This window comes from Actinoplanes sp. 13 (genome assembly GCF_056134165.1).
The window spans coordinates 51,987-66,860 of sequence record NZ_JBVYOQ010000012.1; the positions used below are offsets into that span (position 1 = coordinate 51,987).

A 14,874-nucleotide genomic window follows, 5' to 3' on the forward strand; every position below is an offset into this window, starting at 1 on the left:
CTACCGTCGGCGGAAGTGCCGGGAGCAACGACGAGCGTCGATGATTTGGGGTCGGCGCCGGATCGGCGGAGAGAGTGGGGGTGGCGTCCGGATGGCGCAGACGCAGGCCGAAGCGGCGGTGATGGCGAGCACCGCGACGAGGTTCGAGCAGGTCAACACCGGGCTGCAGAGCATGTTGCAGACGTTGATGTCCGAGCTGTCGATGCTCGAAGGCGCTTGGAAAGGATTGGGCGCGGCAGCGTTCGAGCAGGTCAAGACGCAGTACGCGGCAGATGTGAAGACCCTCGCCGGCGCGCTCGCGGAGACCGCCGAGGCGATCCGGTCGTCCGGTGCGAGTTACCAGGCCGCCGACACCGGTGCCGCCGCCCGCGTCACCCGCTCCGGTGGCTCGCTGAGCCTGCCGCTCTGACTTTCTTCGGAGGATGCGATGAACGACGGTGTTCTGCTGGTCAACTTCGGCGCGCTGCAGCAGGCGAGCGCCGACATCGGCAGATCTTTGAGCTCGCTGCGGTCCCAGCTCGACCAGCTGGAGCAGGATGCCGGACCGCTGGTCGCCACCTGGGCCGGCCCGGCGCAGGAGGCTTACTCGCAGCGGCAGGCGACCTGGCGTGCGGCCTCCGAGGATCTGCAGGGCATCCTGCGGCGGATCAGGGCCGCGATGGAGGAGTCGGCGCAGGATTATCTGGCCACCGAACGGGCGGCGACCCAGCGGTTCCTCTGACGGCGGCCGTCACCGGGATGGTTGGTCCGGCCTGCCTGTTGCGCGGTGCCGGGGGTCGCCCGTTAGCGTAATGGCCGAGCCGGTTTTCATGGTTACCATCAGTTGTTGGATGATCGCTGTGAGCGATCGGCTGCCGTCCGCCGGGCCGACGTGATCTCGTACCTGGTGCACCGTTCATCCGACTCGGCTGTCAGCATGCCGCCGCCCATTGTGATTGCGGCCTGACCTTGTAGGTTATACGCGTTGAGTTGGCTCGTTGGCACGCGTGGGGAGAGGTGGACGTGTCCGAGTGGGAACCGGCTACGGACGCCGAGGTCGCCATGCGCGATGCGTTACGCACCGACGACCAGGAGTCCTACTTCCGCATTCTCGCTGGTGTCGACCTCCTGTTACCAGTCTCGGCCGACGCCCTCGCCGGCTTGGCCCCGCTGGGCTGGGGGACGTGGAGCACCGGCGGCAGGACGCACGTGCTGGCCTTCACATCGCAGCAGGCGCTGCGCTCGTGCCTGAGCGACTACACCGGCGCGTCCCGCCGCGTGCCGTACTCGGAACTGGCCAACACCTGGCCCAACCTCGAGTGGTGGCTGGCGGTCAACCCCGGCCTGCCCATCGAGGGTTACCTGCCCGCGTGGTTCGTCGCGCAGCTCGCTCGCGGTGACCTGCGCCTGCCCACCCGCGGTCCGGGACGCGAGACCCCCAGCGGCTCGAAGATCCATGAGATCGGCGCGGCGGCGCGGGGCACTTCCGGCGGTCCCACCCATGACCCGGCACCGTCCGGCGCGCCGTCGCCGGTGCCTGCCACGATGGGGCGTGGCGGGCCGATGCTGGGCCGGCAAGGGTCGCTGGCTCCGTCGGTCGCCCCGATCGCGCCGGTGGGCACACCCAGCTCGCCGATGAGCGCGCCGCCGGCGTCGCCTTCCGCGCCTGGCGTGCCTCCCACGTCCGGCGTGCCTTCTGCACCTGGCGTGCCTTCTGCGCCCGGTGTGCCTTCCGCGCCTGGCTCGCCCATGGGTGCGCCGGCTTCGGGGGCGCCCAACGTTCTTCAGCCGCCGATCGGCCCCGGTGGGCTGCCGGTGCGGACTCCCGGTGTCACGGCGCCCAGTGGGCTTCCCACCCGGACTCCCGCGCCCAGCGAGCCGCCGGCCGCCTACCAGCCGCCGGCCGCCTACCAGCCGCCGGCCGCCTACCAGCCGCCGGCTGCCTACCAGCCGCCGGCCGCATACCAGACGCCGGCCGTTCCGCGCGGCTTCGGCAACCCGGGGACGGCGCCGTCGCCGGGTGGGCCGCGTGACTTCGGTACTCCGGCGCCGTCGTCGGGTGGGCCGCGTGACTTCGGTACTCCGGCGCCGTCGTCGGGTGGGCCGCGTGACTTCGGTAATCCCGCGCCGTCGTCGGGTGGTCCGGTGCCGAGCCGTCCTGTTTCGGGCGCGGCTCCCAGCTGGGACAAGCCTTTCCCCTCCGGCGGCGACGCACGCGGGCCGGTGCCTGACCCGAAGGGGCCGTTGCCGGTGCGGACCCCGATGGCGAACACGCCGCCGGTCCCCGAGCACGTCGCGCCCTATGACCCGGCGGAGACCGAGTTCGCCCCGAACTGGGCCACGCCCGGTGGGAGCGCGCCGGTCTCGGGTGCTGCTCCGGCTCCCAGCCCGGGCCGTGACGCGCTGCCACGCCGGCAGCCCGGTCAGTCGGCCAGCGGTGGGCAGTTCTCCAGCATGGCGGGCTTCGTGCCGGTCAAGTCGGCCGGTGCGCCCACGCCGAGCGCCCCGACCTCGTCGCCCGGCTTCGGTGGACCGTCCGGCGCGCCGGCATTTCCGCAGGGTCCGGCTTCCCCGCATGCCGCCGCGGCGCAGGCAGCACCGGCTCCGGCCGGTCCTGGTGGTCTGGCCCCGAGTGGCCCTGGCAGCTCCGTTTCCGGTGGTCCCGGCGGTGGCTTCACTTCCGGTGGGCCCGCTCCGAGTAGCTCCGGTCCGAGTGGCCCCGCTCCGGGTGGCCCCGCTCCGGGTGGCTCCGGTCCGGGTGGTCCAGGCAGTCCGCTGCCGCGCCGGCAGGTGCCACCGCCGTCGGAGCGTCCCACCTCGATGGCGGCCGCGGCGCAGGCGCTCGGTGCCAACCGTCAGCCCCCGACCGACTCCGGCCAACCGGCCGCTGACCGGTTCGGGCCGTCCGGTCCGGCGCCCTCCATCCAGCCGCATGCCACCGAGCCGCCGGTCCGGCCGGCTCTGGCGCCGCCGGTGATCCCGGGCGCGGAGCGCGGCACACCCGTCCCCGGATATCCGGCGCCGGGTTCCGGGACGCCCGCCTCGGGGGCCGGCTATGGCGCGGCCTCACCGGGTCCAGTGGCCGATTTCGGTCAGTCGGGTGCGAGTGGACCCGGCTCCGCGGCTCCGACCTCGGGCTTCAGCTCGCCGTCCGGTCCGGCGCCCACCTCCGGCGCGGCACCGGCCTCGGGCGGAGCACCGGCCTACGGCAGCCCCGCGCCGGCTTCCGGTGCAGCACCCTCCTACGGCAACCCCGCGCCGGCTTCCGGAGCAGCCCCCTCCTACGGCAGCCCCGCGCCCGCTCATGGCAGCCCCGCACCCTCGTTCGGGGCGTCCCCGGCTGCCTACAGCCCGCCCGCGCCCTACAGCTCACCCGCGCCCTACAGCTCACCCGCGCCCTACAGCTCACCCGCGCCCTACAGCACGCCCACTCCGTACAGCACGCCCACTCCCTACAGCCCGCCTGCGCCGTCGATCCCCGGGATGCCGCCGCAGGGCAGCCCGGCGGCCGCCTACACCGCGCAGACCTCCGGCTCGAATGCCTTCGTGACGCAGGTCCTGCCCCTCGCGCCGAGCGGATACGGCACGGCCGCTGTCACGTCCGGCCTCGGTGTCGCCGGTTCGGCCACCGGCACGCAGACGCCGGCCAGCAACGCGCAGCGGGCGCAGGCCGCCGCGGACTTCGTGCCGGCCAACGACGTGGAGCGGGACCTCCGGGAGGCCGCCGACGCCGGCAACACCGACGTCTTCCTCTCCACGCTGCTCCTGGCGAAGGTCCTGGTGCCGGTCGCCAGCCACTCCCGGCCGGGCAGCTCGCCCGGCGAGTCGGGTTTCGCGTTCCTGCCCGAGGACGTCGAGGGCGAGCGTTTCCTCATCGTCTTCACCAGCAAGGACCGGCTTTCCGAGCACTTCGGTGAGCCGACCCGGACGGTCGGGGTGCGGTTCTACGAACTGATCCGGAACTGGCCGGACCCGGCCTGGTCGTTCGCGGTCAACCCGGGCACCCCGGTCGGCGCGAAATACCCGGGCGCGCAGATCATCGCGCTGGCCAACTGGGCCACCGAGGCGGGTCTCGGCGCCGAGCCCGCCGACCGGCCGATCGCCGACGATCTGACCGCTCCGGTTCCGGCGCCCGAGCCGGCCAGCGACGAGGCCCAGCAGGCCACGGTCATGCAGAAGACCGTCTCGGCCGAGCAGGTCGACTACTACCTGGACCGGGGCTACGACCGGATCGCCGGGTTCGTGCACCGGGCCTCCGAGGTGGAGCATCTGCGCACGCCGGGTGAGTTGTTCGGCGCGCTCGGGCTGCTCTACGACTCGTCGCCGTTCCAGCCGGACGCCAAGGAGGCGTTCGTGCTGCGCTGGCCGGCGTTCCGGCCGAGCCTCTACCGCATTCCGTACGGCGGGCAGAACGAGCAGGCGTTGCGGGCGATGGACGGCTGGGTGATCGAGCGGCCGCCGTTCCGGGGCAACGGCTTCGCGCCCGGTGACGGCAACGACGTCATCGCCGAGTTCAAGGTGGACAGCGTCCGGCTGCCGCACGGCGCGCAGCTGTGGCGCATCGACGCGGACGGCAACGAGCGGATGCTGGCGATCTTCGACGCGGACGGGCCGCTGTGGCGCCGGGTGGGTGAGCAGTGATGCGTGACGGCTACGTGGTGAGCTGGCAGGGCCGGGAGTACGACGCCGCCCCCGACGGGGACCGGGTCCGCATCTACACGACCGGTCCGGCCGACGGCTTCCAGGAGGTCAAGCCGGGGCGGTACGTCCGGGTGCTGGAGCCCGACGAGTACGACGAGGTCGCGTACGTGCGGACGCTCTGCACCTGGCGTGGTGAGCCGTTCATCGTGCTCGCCGAGGCGGACGGCTGGCTGCGCCTGGAGTACACGGGTGGTCGCGCACCGGTGGCCCAGCATCTGGGCCTGGAGGAGTTCGATTACGGCGTGTACCAGGGCTGGGCGCCCACGCACGAGGTGCGCGATCGGTACGAGCACCGCGTCTGACCGGTAACGATCACGCTGGGGTCTTCAGCCAGCGCAGGATCTCGCCGGTCACCACGTCCGGCGCCTCCTGGTGCAGGAAGTGGCCGGTCTCCGGGATGAGGCGCCACTCGTACGGCGCGGTCACGTAACGGCCCGAGCCCTGCGCGGTCCGCGGCAGCACCGCGGTGTCCAGCTCGCCGTGCAGCTGGAGGGTCGGCACGTTCGACGGCCGCTGCATGAGCTTCACGAAACGGTATCCCTGGAGCCGCAGCGCGCTCCGGGCCACCCACCGGTACGCCTCCAGCGCGCAGAACGCCGCCTGCGGGATCTGCATCGCCTCCCGGCACCGGGCCGAGTAGGCCCCGAATTCGGGGGTGGCCGCGTAACGCGGGCTGCTCCATTGGGTCATCAGCTCGCCGACCAGCGCGGCGTCGTCCCGGGTCAGCACGTGCTCGAAGCGGGGCACCTGGAAACGCAGGATGGCCGAGGAGGCGGAGAGCTGCCCGCGCGGGTCGGCGAACAACGCCGCGCGCAGCCGGAGCGGATGGGCCGCCCCGAGGACGACCAGCCGGTTGACGAGTTTGGGGTGGAACGAGGCGGCCGCCCAGCCGATCATGCCGCCGGCACCCGCGCCGACCACGGTCGCGGATCGCTCACCGAGGGCGCGGATCAGTCCGGTCACGTCGGCGGCCATGGTGTATCCGTCGTACCCCCGGGGTGGTTTGTCGCTGGCACCGTAGCCCCGCAGGTCGATGGCGGCGGCTCGGAAGCCGGCGTCGGCGACGCGGGTCATGATGTCGTGCCAGGCCCACCAGAATTCCGGGAAGCCGTGCAGGAAGAGGACGAGCGGACCGGTCCCCACCTCCGCGACGTGGAAGCGGCTGCCGTTGGCGCCGACGAAGTGATGGCTCCACGGCCCCTCCGTCAGGACCACCGACTCGTCCACCAGACCGCCCATGTGGTCAGCCTATGCGCCGCTGTCACGCGGCAGCGCGGGCACCTGCGAAGAGGAATCCGACCGTGATCATTGGATCGGCTCGGCCTCGAGCATCGCCATCAGCTTGCCGGGACCGCAGTAGATGCGCAGCATCGTGGTCTCCAGGTTCACCTTGACCCTGGCTCCCTTGGTCAACTCGATGCCCTCGGTGGAGTGCAGCGCGTACCGGGTGCCGTCGTCGGCGATGAGGCCGTAGCACGGACCTGTACCCCCACGGGTGACCATTCCGGCCACCCAGCCGGTGCTCGGCAGGTTGTCGGTCGGTTCCCTGGGCGGTTTCGCGGGCTTGCTGAGGGTGGGGAGTGAGGTGCCGGGGGGCGAGACGGGCGCAGAGGAAGGCGGCGCAGGGGAAGGCGGCGCAGGGGAGGGCGGCGCCGGCGAGGACACCGCAGTGGACGGTGCAGGGGCAGAGGATGACGGTGTGCTGCCGGCACACCCGGCCAGGACCGCGCCGGCGGCCATGGCCAGGCCGATCCGGAACGTGGCGTGATCGCGCATCTGTTCATCCTTCCCGCGAAGAGCGTATGAGATCCGACGAATCGGGAGCCTCGACGGTTCCCGGAAACGGACGGCGCCCGGGGAGCGGACTCCCCGGGCGCCGTCACGACGGCAGCGGTCAGTACACGGCGACCGTCATCGAGGTCCCGATCTGGCTCAGCACCGCGATCCTGACGCCGACTCCCGGCAGCTTGACGCCGTGGTTCGGCAGCTCCTCGTAGAAGTACTTGTCCTTGTCGTGGAAGACCGGGTCACCGAACTGCGGCTTGATGACCGACTCCGCCCCGTTCAGGTGCAGTTTCATCCCGTCGGTGGGGTAGAGGCTGAACGGCGCGTCGTAGACCTGGACCCGGGACCGCCACGGCACACCGGCCGGGTTGATCAGCGGCTTCGGGTGCGCGTCGATGATCAGGTTGCGTCCCTGACCCGGGTGGACGTTGGTGTTGTTGTCCGCCTGGGAGGTGTCCCAGTACGAGATCAGCAGACCGGTCTGGTAGTTGTAGTGCTCCACCCAGTCCGGCTTGGTGGTCGCCCACCCGAAGTTGTACGGGCCGGTCGCCAGGTACTTGTCGTACGAGGTGTAGCTCCGGTACCCCGCGATGTAGTACCCCGCGAAGTCCCGGATGTACGTGTTCGCGACCGACTGGAAGCCCTTGAGGTTCCACGTCGTGGCCGCCTCGGCGCCGTCGGCCAGCACCGGCGCGCCGTCCGCGGTGACCGTGATCTCGTCACCGTAGAAGCCACCCTCGGCCGTCGCGGTGTCGGTCAGGTACCGCATCCGGAAGGAGATCTTCTTACCGGCGTACGCGTCCAGCGGCACCGTGATGTCGGCCCAGCTGCCCTTGGTGTAACCGGTCAGCGCCGGGAACTTGCCGGGGTCGCGCGGGAAGGCCGCGCCACCCACGGTGCCGTCGAGCGTGGTCCACGTGGTGCCGTCGGTCGACGCCTCGAAGTAGAGGTAGTCATAGTTCAGCTCGATCTGGTACCGGCCCTTGAGCGAGAGGCTCGCGGTGGACTTGCCGGTGAGGTCGATCTCGCGAGTCATCGTGGTGTTGAGGTCGTCCTCGTTGCCGGAGAAGTACTGCTTCGCCCCGGCGTACGGCGCTCCGGCGTCGAACTCCACCGGCTTCTCCGGCAGCTGCACCACCAAGGCCTGCTTCTTCTTGGTGTTGTACTCCTGCGGGCCGAGCGGGACGACCTTCTTGGTGCCGGCCTTGACCAGCTCGTAGTCCAGCCAGCCGAGCTGCAGCTTGTTCCAGGCGCCCAGGTCGCCCGGCCGGGTGCCGATGCCCTGGTCGTTCTTCGCGCCGAGACGGCTCTGCGCCATCAGCGTCCAGTACTCGCTGTTGTTGTCGCCCAGGCCGCTGGTGTCGTAGTCGTCCGGCAGGCCCAGGTCGTGGCCGTACTCGTGCACGAAGACGCTGAGGCCACCGTTCTCCGGCTGGATCGTGTAGTCGCCGATCCAGACGCCGGTGTCGCCGATCTGCGTGCCACCCCGCTTGTTGGTGCCGGGGCCCTGGCCGGAGTACCGGTTCACGTACCAGCGGTGGCTCCAGACCGCGTCCTCGCCCTGGTACGGGTCACCGTCGGCCTGGTCGCCGCCGGAGTGGACGATCTGGAAGTGGTCGATGTAACCGTCGGACTCGTTGAAGTCGCCGTCACCGTCGACGTCGTAGCGGTCGTACTTGTCGAACGACTTGACGTCGGCAGCGATCTCCGCGTCGCTTCGCCCGGCGGCGCGCTGGTCCGCGACCCACTGGTTGGCGGCGTCGGTCACCAACTCCCAGACGTTGGGGCAGTTGCTGCCGGCGCAGACCTTCGGGTCGTCACCGTTGGCATCGGCCGGGGCGTCGTTGGACCGGCCGTACCGAGCCTCGTTGTACTTGACCTTGACCCAGTCGGTGACCTCGCCCTCCACGCTGTAGCGGCCCGAGGACTGGCTCTCGAAGTAGGTCTTGACCGACTCGACGTCCTTGCCCTCGCCGAAGTACAGGTTCTGGAAGTACTCCCGGTTGTAGTCCGGCCGCCAGATCGTGGAGTTGTCCACCGACCGGTCCGGTTCCGGGATCGCGTTGTGCAGCGGGCCCTCGAAGGTCGACGGGCCGGCGAACTGCGGCGTCGTGTCCTTGTCCGGGAAGTCGGGGTGCCGCTCGTTGCCGAACTCGGCGAGGATCACGAAGATCCGGTCGGTCTGCTCGCGCGCGAGCTCCACGTACTGGTTCTTGCCGTAACGGCCGAAGCCGCCGTCGCCGTGCGTCCGTCCGAGGTTGACGACCTTGCTGCCGTTGCGGGTCTCCACCTTGGACTCGCCGCTGAGAACCTGGCTGATGGCCTGCTCACGCAGGGCCCGGCGCTTGTCCTCCAGCGGGTTCGGCAGGTCATCGGCCGGGAGCTGTTCCTCGGCCCGTGCCGCCGGAGCCGGATCTGCCGGCGGTGCCGCCTGGGCCGCGGCCGGAACCAGGGTTCCGACGCTGGTCACCATCGCGGCGCCGAGCAGTCCCACGACCACCTTGCGCACTACGTTTACCTCCGTTTTTGCGGCCGGGCGCTGGGTGCAGCGCGCCGGCGTCAAACGGCCCCGGGGTTCGGGACTGAAGGTGAACGTATGCAAACAAGCCGATGTGTGCGAGACGGCCGAGGGATTGATGATCAATGGTTATCTGATATGCCCTGGCCATAACATCGAAGTACGAGCATAAAAACAAGGGCTGATGGCACCGGGGTGCCACCAGCCCTTATAGGGTTTCGTCAGTCTTCGGACTTGGCCGATTTCATGCCGGTCGAGATGAGATCCATGACCGCCGAGTCCTGCAGCGTGGTCACGTCGCCGAGCGACCGGTTCTCCGCCACGTCGCGCAGCAGCCGCCGCATGATCTTGCCGGAGCGGGTCTTCGGCAGCTCCGTGACGAGCATGATCTGGCGCGGCTTGGCGATCGGGCCGAGCGTCTTCGCGACGTGGTTGCGCAGGTCCTTGATCAGCTGCTCGCCGGCGTCGCCCTCGGTGTCCACATTGCCGCGCGGGATGGTGAACGCCACGATCGCCTGGCCGGTGGTCGCGTCGGTGGCGCCGACCACGGCCGCCTCGGCCACCGACGGGTGCGACACCAGCGCCGACTCCACCTCGGTCGTCGAGATGTTGTGCCCGGACACCAGCATCACGTCGTCGACCCGGCCCAGCAGCCAGAGCGAGCCGTCCTCGTCCTTCTTCGCCCCGTCACCGGCGAAGTAGATCCACTCGTCCGAGGAGCCGCTGTCCGCGCCGGCCCCGAACCGCGACCAGTACGTGTCCAGGAAACGCTGGTCGTCGCCCCAGATGGTGCGCAGCATCGACGGCCACGGCTCGCGCAGCACCAGGAAGCCGCCACCGCCGTTCGGCACCGACTGCGCCTGGTCGTCGACCACGTCGGCGCTGATGCCGGGCAGCGGGGTCATGGCCGAGCCGGGCTTGGCGGCCGTCACGCCGGGCAGCGGGGAGATCATGATGGCGCCGGTCTCGGTCTGCCACCAGGTGTCCACGATCGGGGTCCGCTCGCGGCCGACGTGCTCGCGGTACCACATCCAGGCCTCGGGGTTGATCGGCTCGCCCACGCTGCCGAGGACCCGCAGCGACGACAGGTCGTACTTGGCGGGGATGTCGTCGCCCCACTTCATCATGGTGCGGATCAGCGTCGGCGCGGTGTAGAGGATCGACACCTTGTACTTGTCGACGATCTGCCAGAAGCGGCCGCGGTCCGGGGTGTCCGGCGTGCCCTCGTACATCACCTGGGTCGCGCCGTTGGAGAGCGGGCCGTAAACGATGTAGGAGTGGCCGGTGACCCAGCCGATGTCCGCCGTGCACCAGTAGACGTCGGTCTCGGGCTTCAGGTCGAAGGCCGCGTGATGGGTGTACGACGTCTGGGTGAGGTAGCCGCCGGTGGTGTGCAGGATGCCCTTCGGCTTACCGGTGGTGCCCGAGGTGTAAAGGATGAAGAGCGGGTGCTCGGCGTCGAACGGCTGCGCCTGGTGCTCCGTGCCCGCCTGCTCGACGGTCTCGTGCCACCACTTGTCCTTGTCGGTCCAGGCGACGTCCTGGCCGGTGCGGCGGACCACCAGCACGTGCTCGATGCTCTCGGTGCGCGACACCGCCTCGTCCACCGTCGGCTTCAGCGCCGACGGCTTGCCCCGCCGGTACCCACCGTCCGCGGTGATGACGACCTTGGCCGCGGCGTCCTGGATCCGGGTGGCCAGCGCGTCCACCGAGAAGCCGCCGAACACCACGCTGTGCGTGGCGCCGATCCGGGCGCAGGCGAGCATCGCCACCGCGGCCTCGGGGATCATCGGCATATAGATCATGACGCGATCGCCTGCCGCGACGCCGAGGTCCGTCAGCGTGTTGGCCGCCTGCGAGACCAACTTCAACAGCTCGGCGTACGACACTTCGCGCGTGTCACCGGGCTCGCCCTCCCAGTGGATCGCCACCTTGTCGCCGAGGCCCGCCTCGACGTGGCGGTCCACGCAGTTGTACGCGACGTTGAGCTCACCGCCGACGAACCACTTCGCGAACGGCGGGTTCGACCAGTCGAGTATCTGGTCCCACGGCTTCGACCAGGCCAGGCGCTCGGCCTGGCGCGCCCAGAAGGCGAGCCGGTCGGACGCGGCCTCCTCGTAGGCCTCCGCCTTGACGTTGGCGTTCGCCGCCAGGTCCGCGGGCGGCGGGAACTGCCGCGTCTCGGAGGACAGGTTCTCCAGTGTCTCGCTCATGAGGGCGGCTCCTCTGCCTGACCGGGTCTTTTCGTTGCACACTAGTTCTGCCGGGCGGCCCGGCGAAGGCTTGCACGACGGAGCGCGCCCGATGGTGTCGTACGCGCGCCGACTGGCGATGTGGTGATCGCTCCTGCGCGAATCTTGCCAGTTACGCGCTCATTTGTGCACCCCATGGGGCGGCTGTTTTACCGGCTACCGTGTTCGGGTGGATCCACTCGCTCCGTTGCTCGACCTCGCCGACGTCGCGCCCGCCCTCGCCCGAGCCCGTGACTCCGTCGACGCCGCGATGCGGCACCGCGCCCTGCGCCGGCACGGCGGCCAGGTCGCCGCCGAGGCCAGCCTCCGCGCGGCGGTCGCCAGCGCCGCGCTCGAAGGCAGCCGCCACGACCTGGAGGACGTACGCGGCGGCACCGTCACCGACCCGACCCTCCAAGGCGCGCTCCGGGTCGCGGAGGCGCTCGGCGGCCTTGTTGACCTCTGGCCCCGGGCACCCCGCCAGATCCTCGCCAAACTGCACATCCTGGCCGCCCGCGGCATCGTGCACGACCACGACCTGGGCCGCCTCACCTCCGGCGCGGACCGGATCGACGCCCTGGCCGGCCTGGTCGCCGGCAACGACGAGACCCCGCCTCTGCTGCTCGCCGCGATCGTGCACGCCGAGCTGATCACGTTGCGGCCGTTCGCCGGCCCGGCCGGCGTGGTGGCCCGGGCCGCGGCCCGCCTCACCCTGATCGGCCGGGGACTCGATCCGCGCGGCCTGGTCGCGGCCGAGGTCGGCCACCTCGAACGCGAGCCGGAATACGTCGGCTCGGCCGGCGCCTACGCCACCGGAACCCCCGACGGCGTACGGTCCTGGCTGCGCCATTACGCGGCGGCGATCGAGGCCGGCGCCCGGGAAATCGATCAGGTTGGCGACAGCGTCCTGGCCGGCGTCTGAACGGCGGCATACTTCACTGCGTGGGTGAGAACTGGATCCGTCCCTACACGCCCGGGAACGGCCGCTGGCTGGTGATCGTCTGGGAGGCGCTGGCACTGCTGTTCCTGACCTGGGCCACCGCTCAGCAGTTCGACCTGATGGGCCACGGCACACGAGCCGTGGCCGGGGTGCTTGCCGTGGTGTGGGTGGCCGGCTCCTGGCGGATCATGCAGCACGGGGTGTACGTGGGCGCCGAAGGTGTGCTGATCCGCGGCCTGCTGCGGTCCCGCGTGCTGCGCTGGGCGGACGTCGAAGGGGTGCGGCTGCACAAGGCGACCCACCGGATCGGTCCGTGGGAGATCGAGAGCGGCATGACCGTGCTGATCGAACGCCGCGACGGTGCGACGGTGAACACCGAGCTGTGGGCGCAGGGGATCGACTTCCACTCGCGGCCGAAGCTGTTCCGCGCCGTCTACCACGAGCTCCGCAACCGCCACCTGGCCGCTGCCCGCTCCTGACCCGCCGCAACCTGGCCGCCGGCCTCTGTCCGCCGCCACCGGTCGCCTGCTTCTGACCGCCGCCACCGGCCGCCTGCTTCTGACCGCCGCCACCGGTCGCCTGCTTCTGACCCGCCGCTTCCGGTACCGGCCGGCCCTGAACCTGTCGGCCCGTGAACGTTAAGAGCCGGCGTCCCTAGAGGGGCGCCGGCTATGCGCGTCCAGACCGGGTTATCAAGCGTGCACCTGGGTCGTTGTCGCCAGTCCAATGCCCTTGGCAAAGGTCCCGACGCAACGTGCCTGCCGTGGCTGATCGCGCGTGGGTTCCCGGTGGCCGTGCACGGTGCCCGAGGTTCCGGGCCCGCGAGTCATTTCTACGCCGGTTCCCACATGATCGCCAGGTATCAGCCCGGCAAACCTGGCGTACCGCAATTACTCAGACCAATGCCATCCACCCAGCTCACTACCCCTCCACCCGGCCAACCCTGTGTGGGGACTTGCGGTGCGGGGCGCACCCGAACTCCCCACGCTGGGTGGCTGGGCGCGGAGTGCGGGGACTTGCGGTGCGGAGCGCACCCGAACTCCCCACGCTGGGTGGCTGGGCGCGGAGTGTGGGGACTTGCGGTGCGGAGCGCACCCGAACTCCCCACGCTGGGGGGCGAACCGGTTCGGCGCCAGTCGAACTAGGCGACGGCGGCACGCAAGCGGCGGTGCCGCCCATAGAGCGCGAACCCGATCGCCACGCCGACCCCCACCCCGAGGGCAGCCGCCGCGACCGGCACCGCCGGCCGATCCCGCAGGCGCCGCCCCAACGGAACAGGGTGCCGGAACTCGAGGACCGGCCACGACCGCTCCACAGCCACCCTGCGTAGTGCACGATCAGGGTTGACCGCACTCGGGTGACCGACCGACTCCAACAGCGGAAGGTCGCTGCTGGAGTCGGAGTAGGCGAAGCACTCGGCCAGGTCGTACCCCCGCTCCGCCGCGAGCTCCCGAACGCCGACGACCTTGGCCGGCCCGGCCGCGTAGAACTCGACCTCGCCGCTGTACCGCCCGTCCGCGATCGCCATCCGGGTGGCGATGATGTCGGTGATGCCGAGCAGCGCGCCGATCGGGCGGACCATCTCGTCGCCGGAGGCGGAGACCAGCACGACGTCGCGCCCGGCGGCCTGGTGTTCCGCGATGAGCGCGGCGGCCTCGGCGTAGACATAGGGGTTGATCAGGTCGTTCAGGGTCTCGGCGACGATCTGCTGCACCTGCTCGACCCGCCAGCCCTTGCACAGGGCGGCCAGATAGTCGCGGGTGCGGGCCATCGCCTGCTCGTCGGTGCCGCCGCCCAGCCGGAACATCAGCTGCGCATAGGCGGATTTCACCACGTCACGGCGGCTGATCAGGCCATCACGGTAGAAAGGCCGTCCGAAGGCCAGGGCGCTGGACTTGGCGATGACGGTCTTGTCGAGGTCGAAAAACGCGGCGCTCAGGCCCACGGGCCGAAAGTGTAGCCGCAAGGTGCTCGTTCCGGCTGACCCGCTGGTGCGCACCCGCCGGTGACGCGCAGTGAAAACGGTCAGACGGGCAGGAGAGATGCATCGGGTTACATTCGGTACTCGACGGGGGGCCTGATTCTGAGGCAGACTTGTGTTCGCACTGGGAAGCGTGTTGTTACCGTCGCGTCCAGTCAACGCAAGTGACTCAGCCCTCGGCGACCGCGCCCCCCGCGGTTGGCCGAGTTGATTCGGCTCGACCCCCCCGGAGCCGAATCCAAGGACGACCCCCGTCTCCCCCGACGGGGGTCGTTCCCTCTCAAGCTCCGGTGGCCCGCGTCCGCATCAGCCCGAGCTCCGATTCATCAGCCCGAGCTCCGATTCGGCGAGCCCGAAGAAGCCGGCGAGGCCGGTGACGGTCAGGACCCGGCGGAAGTTCTCGCTGGGGTTCACCACGACGAACCGGGAGTCCTGCTCCACGGCCGCACGGTAACCCTCGATCAAGGCGCCCAGCCCGGTCGAGTCGATGAACGTGGCCGCGCGCAGATCCACGTGGACAGCCGGCGGCGACCAGTCGACAACGGCGTCACGGATGCCGTGGGCCACCTCGTCGGCGTTCGAAAAGTCGATCTCTCCCAGCACGGCGACGGTCACCGTGCCGTCGTCAGCGAGCGTGGTCCGGATCGGGCTGTCCATGCCAACTCCATCGGTGCGGGTCGGCCCCCAACATACCCAACCGGCTGGAAAACATTCGTCGAGCGTTATCAGATCGACGAGG

The 14,874-nt window shown here is 70.5% G+C and carries 12 protein-coding genes and 1 pseudogene; 7 read left to right on the forward strand and 6 right to left on the reverse strand.

What is annotated here, in order from left to right:
- Positions 1 to 91: 91 nt before the first annotated feature.
- The 5 genes and pseudogenes from AC0NH5_RS23120 to AC0NH5_RS23140 all read left to right on the forward strand — a co-directional run bounded on the left by AC0NH5_RS23120 (position 92) and on the right by AC0NH5_RS23140 (position 4,982).
- Complete coding sequence (locus AC0NH5_RS23120) at positions 92 to 409, forward strand: WXG100 family type VII secretion target (protein WP_474407262.1); 318 nt, start codon at positions 92 to 94, stop codon at positions 407 to 409.
- A gap of 18 nt (positions 410 to 427) precedes the next feature.
- Positions 428 to 721, forward strand: a complete 294-nt coding sequence (locus AC0NH5_RS23125) for a WXG100 family type VII secretion target (RefSeq protein ID WP_474407265.1) — start codon at positions 428 to 430, stop codon at positions 719 to 721.
- Between the two features lie 281 nt (positions 722 to 1,002).
- Positions 1,003 to 1,402 (forward strand): annotated as a pseudogene (locus AC0NH5_RS23130) (SseB family protein); the annotation flags it as partial.
- Between the two features lie 326 nt (positions 1,403 to 1,728).
- Positions 1,729 to 4,620 carry an SseB family protein gene (locus tag AC0NH5_RS23135; RefSeq protein WP_474407602.1) on the forward strand — a complete coding sequence of 964 codons (2,892 nt, stop codon included), beginning with the start codon at positions 1,729 to 1,731 and terminating at the stop codon, positions 4,618 to 4,620.
- Positions 4,617 to 4,982: a hypothetical protein gene (locus tag AC0NH5_RS23140; protein WP_474407268.1), complete on the forward strand. Its 366-nt coding sequence runs from the start codon at positions 4,617 to 4,619 to the stop codon at positions 4,980 to 4,982. The genes AC0NH5_RS23135 and AC0NH5_RS23140 overlap by 4 nt, the downstream gene beginning before the upstream one ends.
- Before the next feature lie 10 nt (positions 4,983 to 4,992).
- Here the strand turns inward: AC0NH5_RS23140 and AC0NH5_RS23145 are convergent, their stop codons facing one another.
- The 4 genes from AC0NH5_RS23145 to acs all read right to left on the reverse strand — a co-directional run bounded on the left by AC0NH5_RS23145 (position 4,993) and on the right by acs (position 11,196).
- Positions 4,993 to 5,919 (reverse strand): alpha/beta fold hydrolase, encoded by a 927-nt coding sequence (locus AC0NH5_RS23145; protein ID WP_474407270.1) that lies wholly within the window; start codon positions 5,917 to 5,919, stop codon positions 4,993 to 4,995.
- A gap of 66 nt (positions 5,920 to 5,985) precedes the next feature.
- Positions 5,986 to 6,456: a hypothetical protein gene (locus AC0NH5_RS23150; protein ID WP_474407273.1), complete on the reverse strand. Its 471-nt coding sequence runs from the start codon at positions 6,454 to 6,456 to the stop codon at positions 5,986 to 5,988.
- 118 nt (positions 6,457 to 6,574) lie between these two features.
- A complete protein-coding gene (locus tag AC0NH5_RS23155) occupies positions 6,575 to 8,959 on the reverse strand; it encodes an immune inhibitor A domain-containing protein (protein WP_474407604.1) in 2,385 nt (794 codons plus the stop codon).
- A 245-nt stretch (positions 8,960 to 9,204) separates the two neighbouring features.
- Positions 9,205 to 11,196 carry an acetate--CoA ligase gene (gene acs, locus AC0NH5_RS23160; RefSeq protein WP_474407276.1) on the reverse strand — a complete coding sequence of 664 codons (1,992 nt, stop codon included), beginning with the start codon at positions 11,194 to 11,196 and terminating at the stop codon, positions 9,205 to 9,207.
- A 208-nt stretch (positions 11,197 to 11,404) separates the two neighbouring features.
- Between acs and AC0NH5_RS23165 the strand changes: the two genes are divergently transcribed.
- Together AC0NH5_RS23165 and AC0NH5_RS23170 are read left to right on the forward strand one after the other, a co-directional pair.
- Positions 11,405 to 12,136: a Fic family protein gene (locus AC0NH5_RS23165; protein ID WP_474407278.1), complete on the forward strand. Its 732-nt coding sequence runs from the start codon at positions 11,405 to 11,407 to the stop codon at positions 12,134 to 12,136.
- Positions 12,137 to 12,156: 20 nt separating this feature from the next.
- Entirely contained in the window at positions 12,157 to 12,633 is a 477-nt protein-coding gene (locus AC0NH5_RS23170) for a PH domain-containing protein (protein ID WP_474407280.1), read from the forward strand.
- A gap of 662 nt (positions 12,634 to 13,295) precedes the next feature.
- On the opposite strand, the gene AC0NH5_RS23175 is transcribed toward AC0NH5_RS23170, so the two are convergent.
- Positions 13,296 to 14,099 (reverse strand): HAD family hydrolase, encoded by an 804-nt coding sequence (locus tag AC0NH5_RS23175; protein WP_474407282.1) that lies wholly within the window; start codon positions 14,097 to 14,099, stop codon positions 13,296 to 13,298.
- Between the two features lie 342 nt (positions 14,100 to 14,441).
- Entirely contained in the window at positions 14,442 to 14,792 is a 351-nt protein-coding gene (locus AC0NH5_RS23180) for an STAS domain-containing protein (RefSeq protein WP_474407284.1), read from the reverse strand.
- Positions 14,793 to 14,874: the final 82 nt, after the last annotated feature.

Bases quoted from the DNA above. Each gene is read 5' to 3' on its own strand.
- AC0NH5_RS23125 (WP_474407265.1), top strand. From the start codon at position 428: ATGAACGACGGTGTTCTGCTGGTCAACTTCGGCGCGCTGCAGCAGGCG.
- AC0NH5_RS23135 (WP_474407602.1), top strand. From the start codon at position 1,729: ATGGGTGCGCCGGCTTCGGGGGCGCCCAACGTTCTTCAGCCGCCGATC.
- acs (WP_474407276.1), bottom strand. From the start codon at position 11,196: ATGAGCGAGACACTGGAGAACCTGTCCTCCGAGACGCGGCAGTTCCCG.
- AC0NH5_RS23150 (WP_474407273.1), bottom strand. From the start codon at position 6,456: ATGCGCGATCACGCCACGTTCCGGATCGGCCTGGCCATGGCCGCCGGC.
- AC0NH5_RS23145 (WP_474407270.1), bottom strand. From the start codon at position 5,919: ATGGGCGGTCTGGTGGACGAGTCGGTGGTCCTGACGGAGGGGCCGTGG.
- AC0NH5_RS23120 (WP_474407262.1), top strand. From the start codon at position 92: ATGGCGCAGACGCAGGCCGAAGCGGCGGTGATGGCGAGCACCGCGACG.
- AC0NH5_RS23180 (WP_474407284.1), bottom strand. From the start codon at position 14,792: ATGGACAGCCCGATCCGGACCACGCTCGCTGACGACGGCACGGTGACC.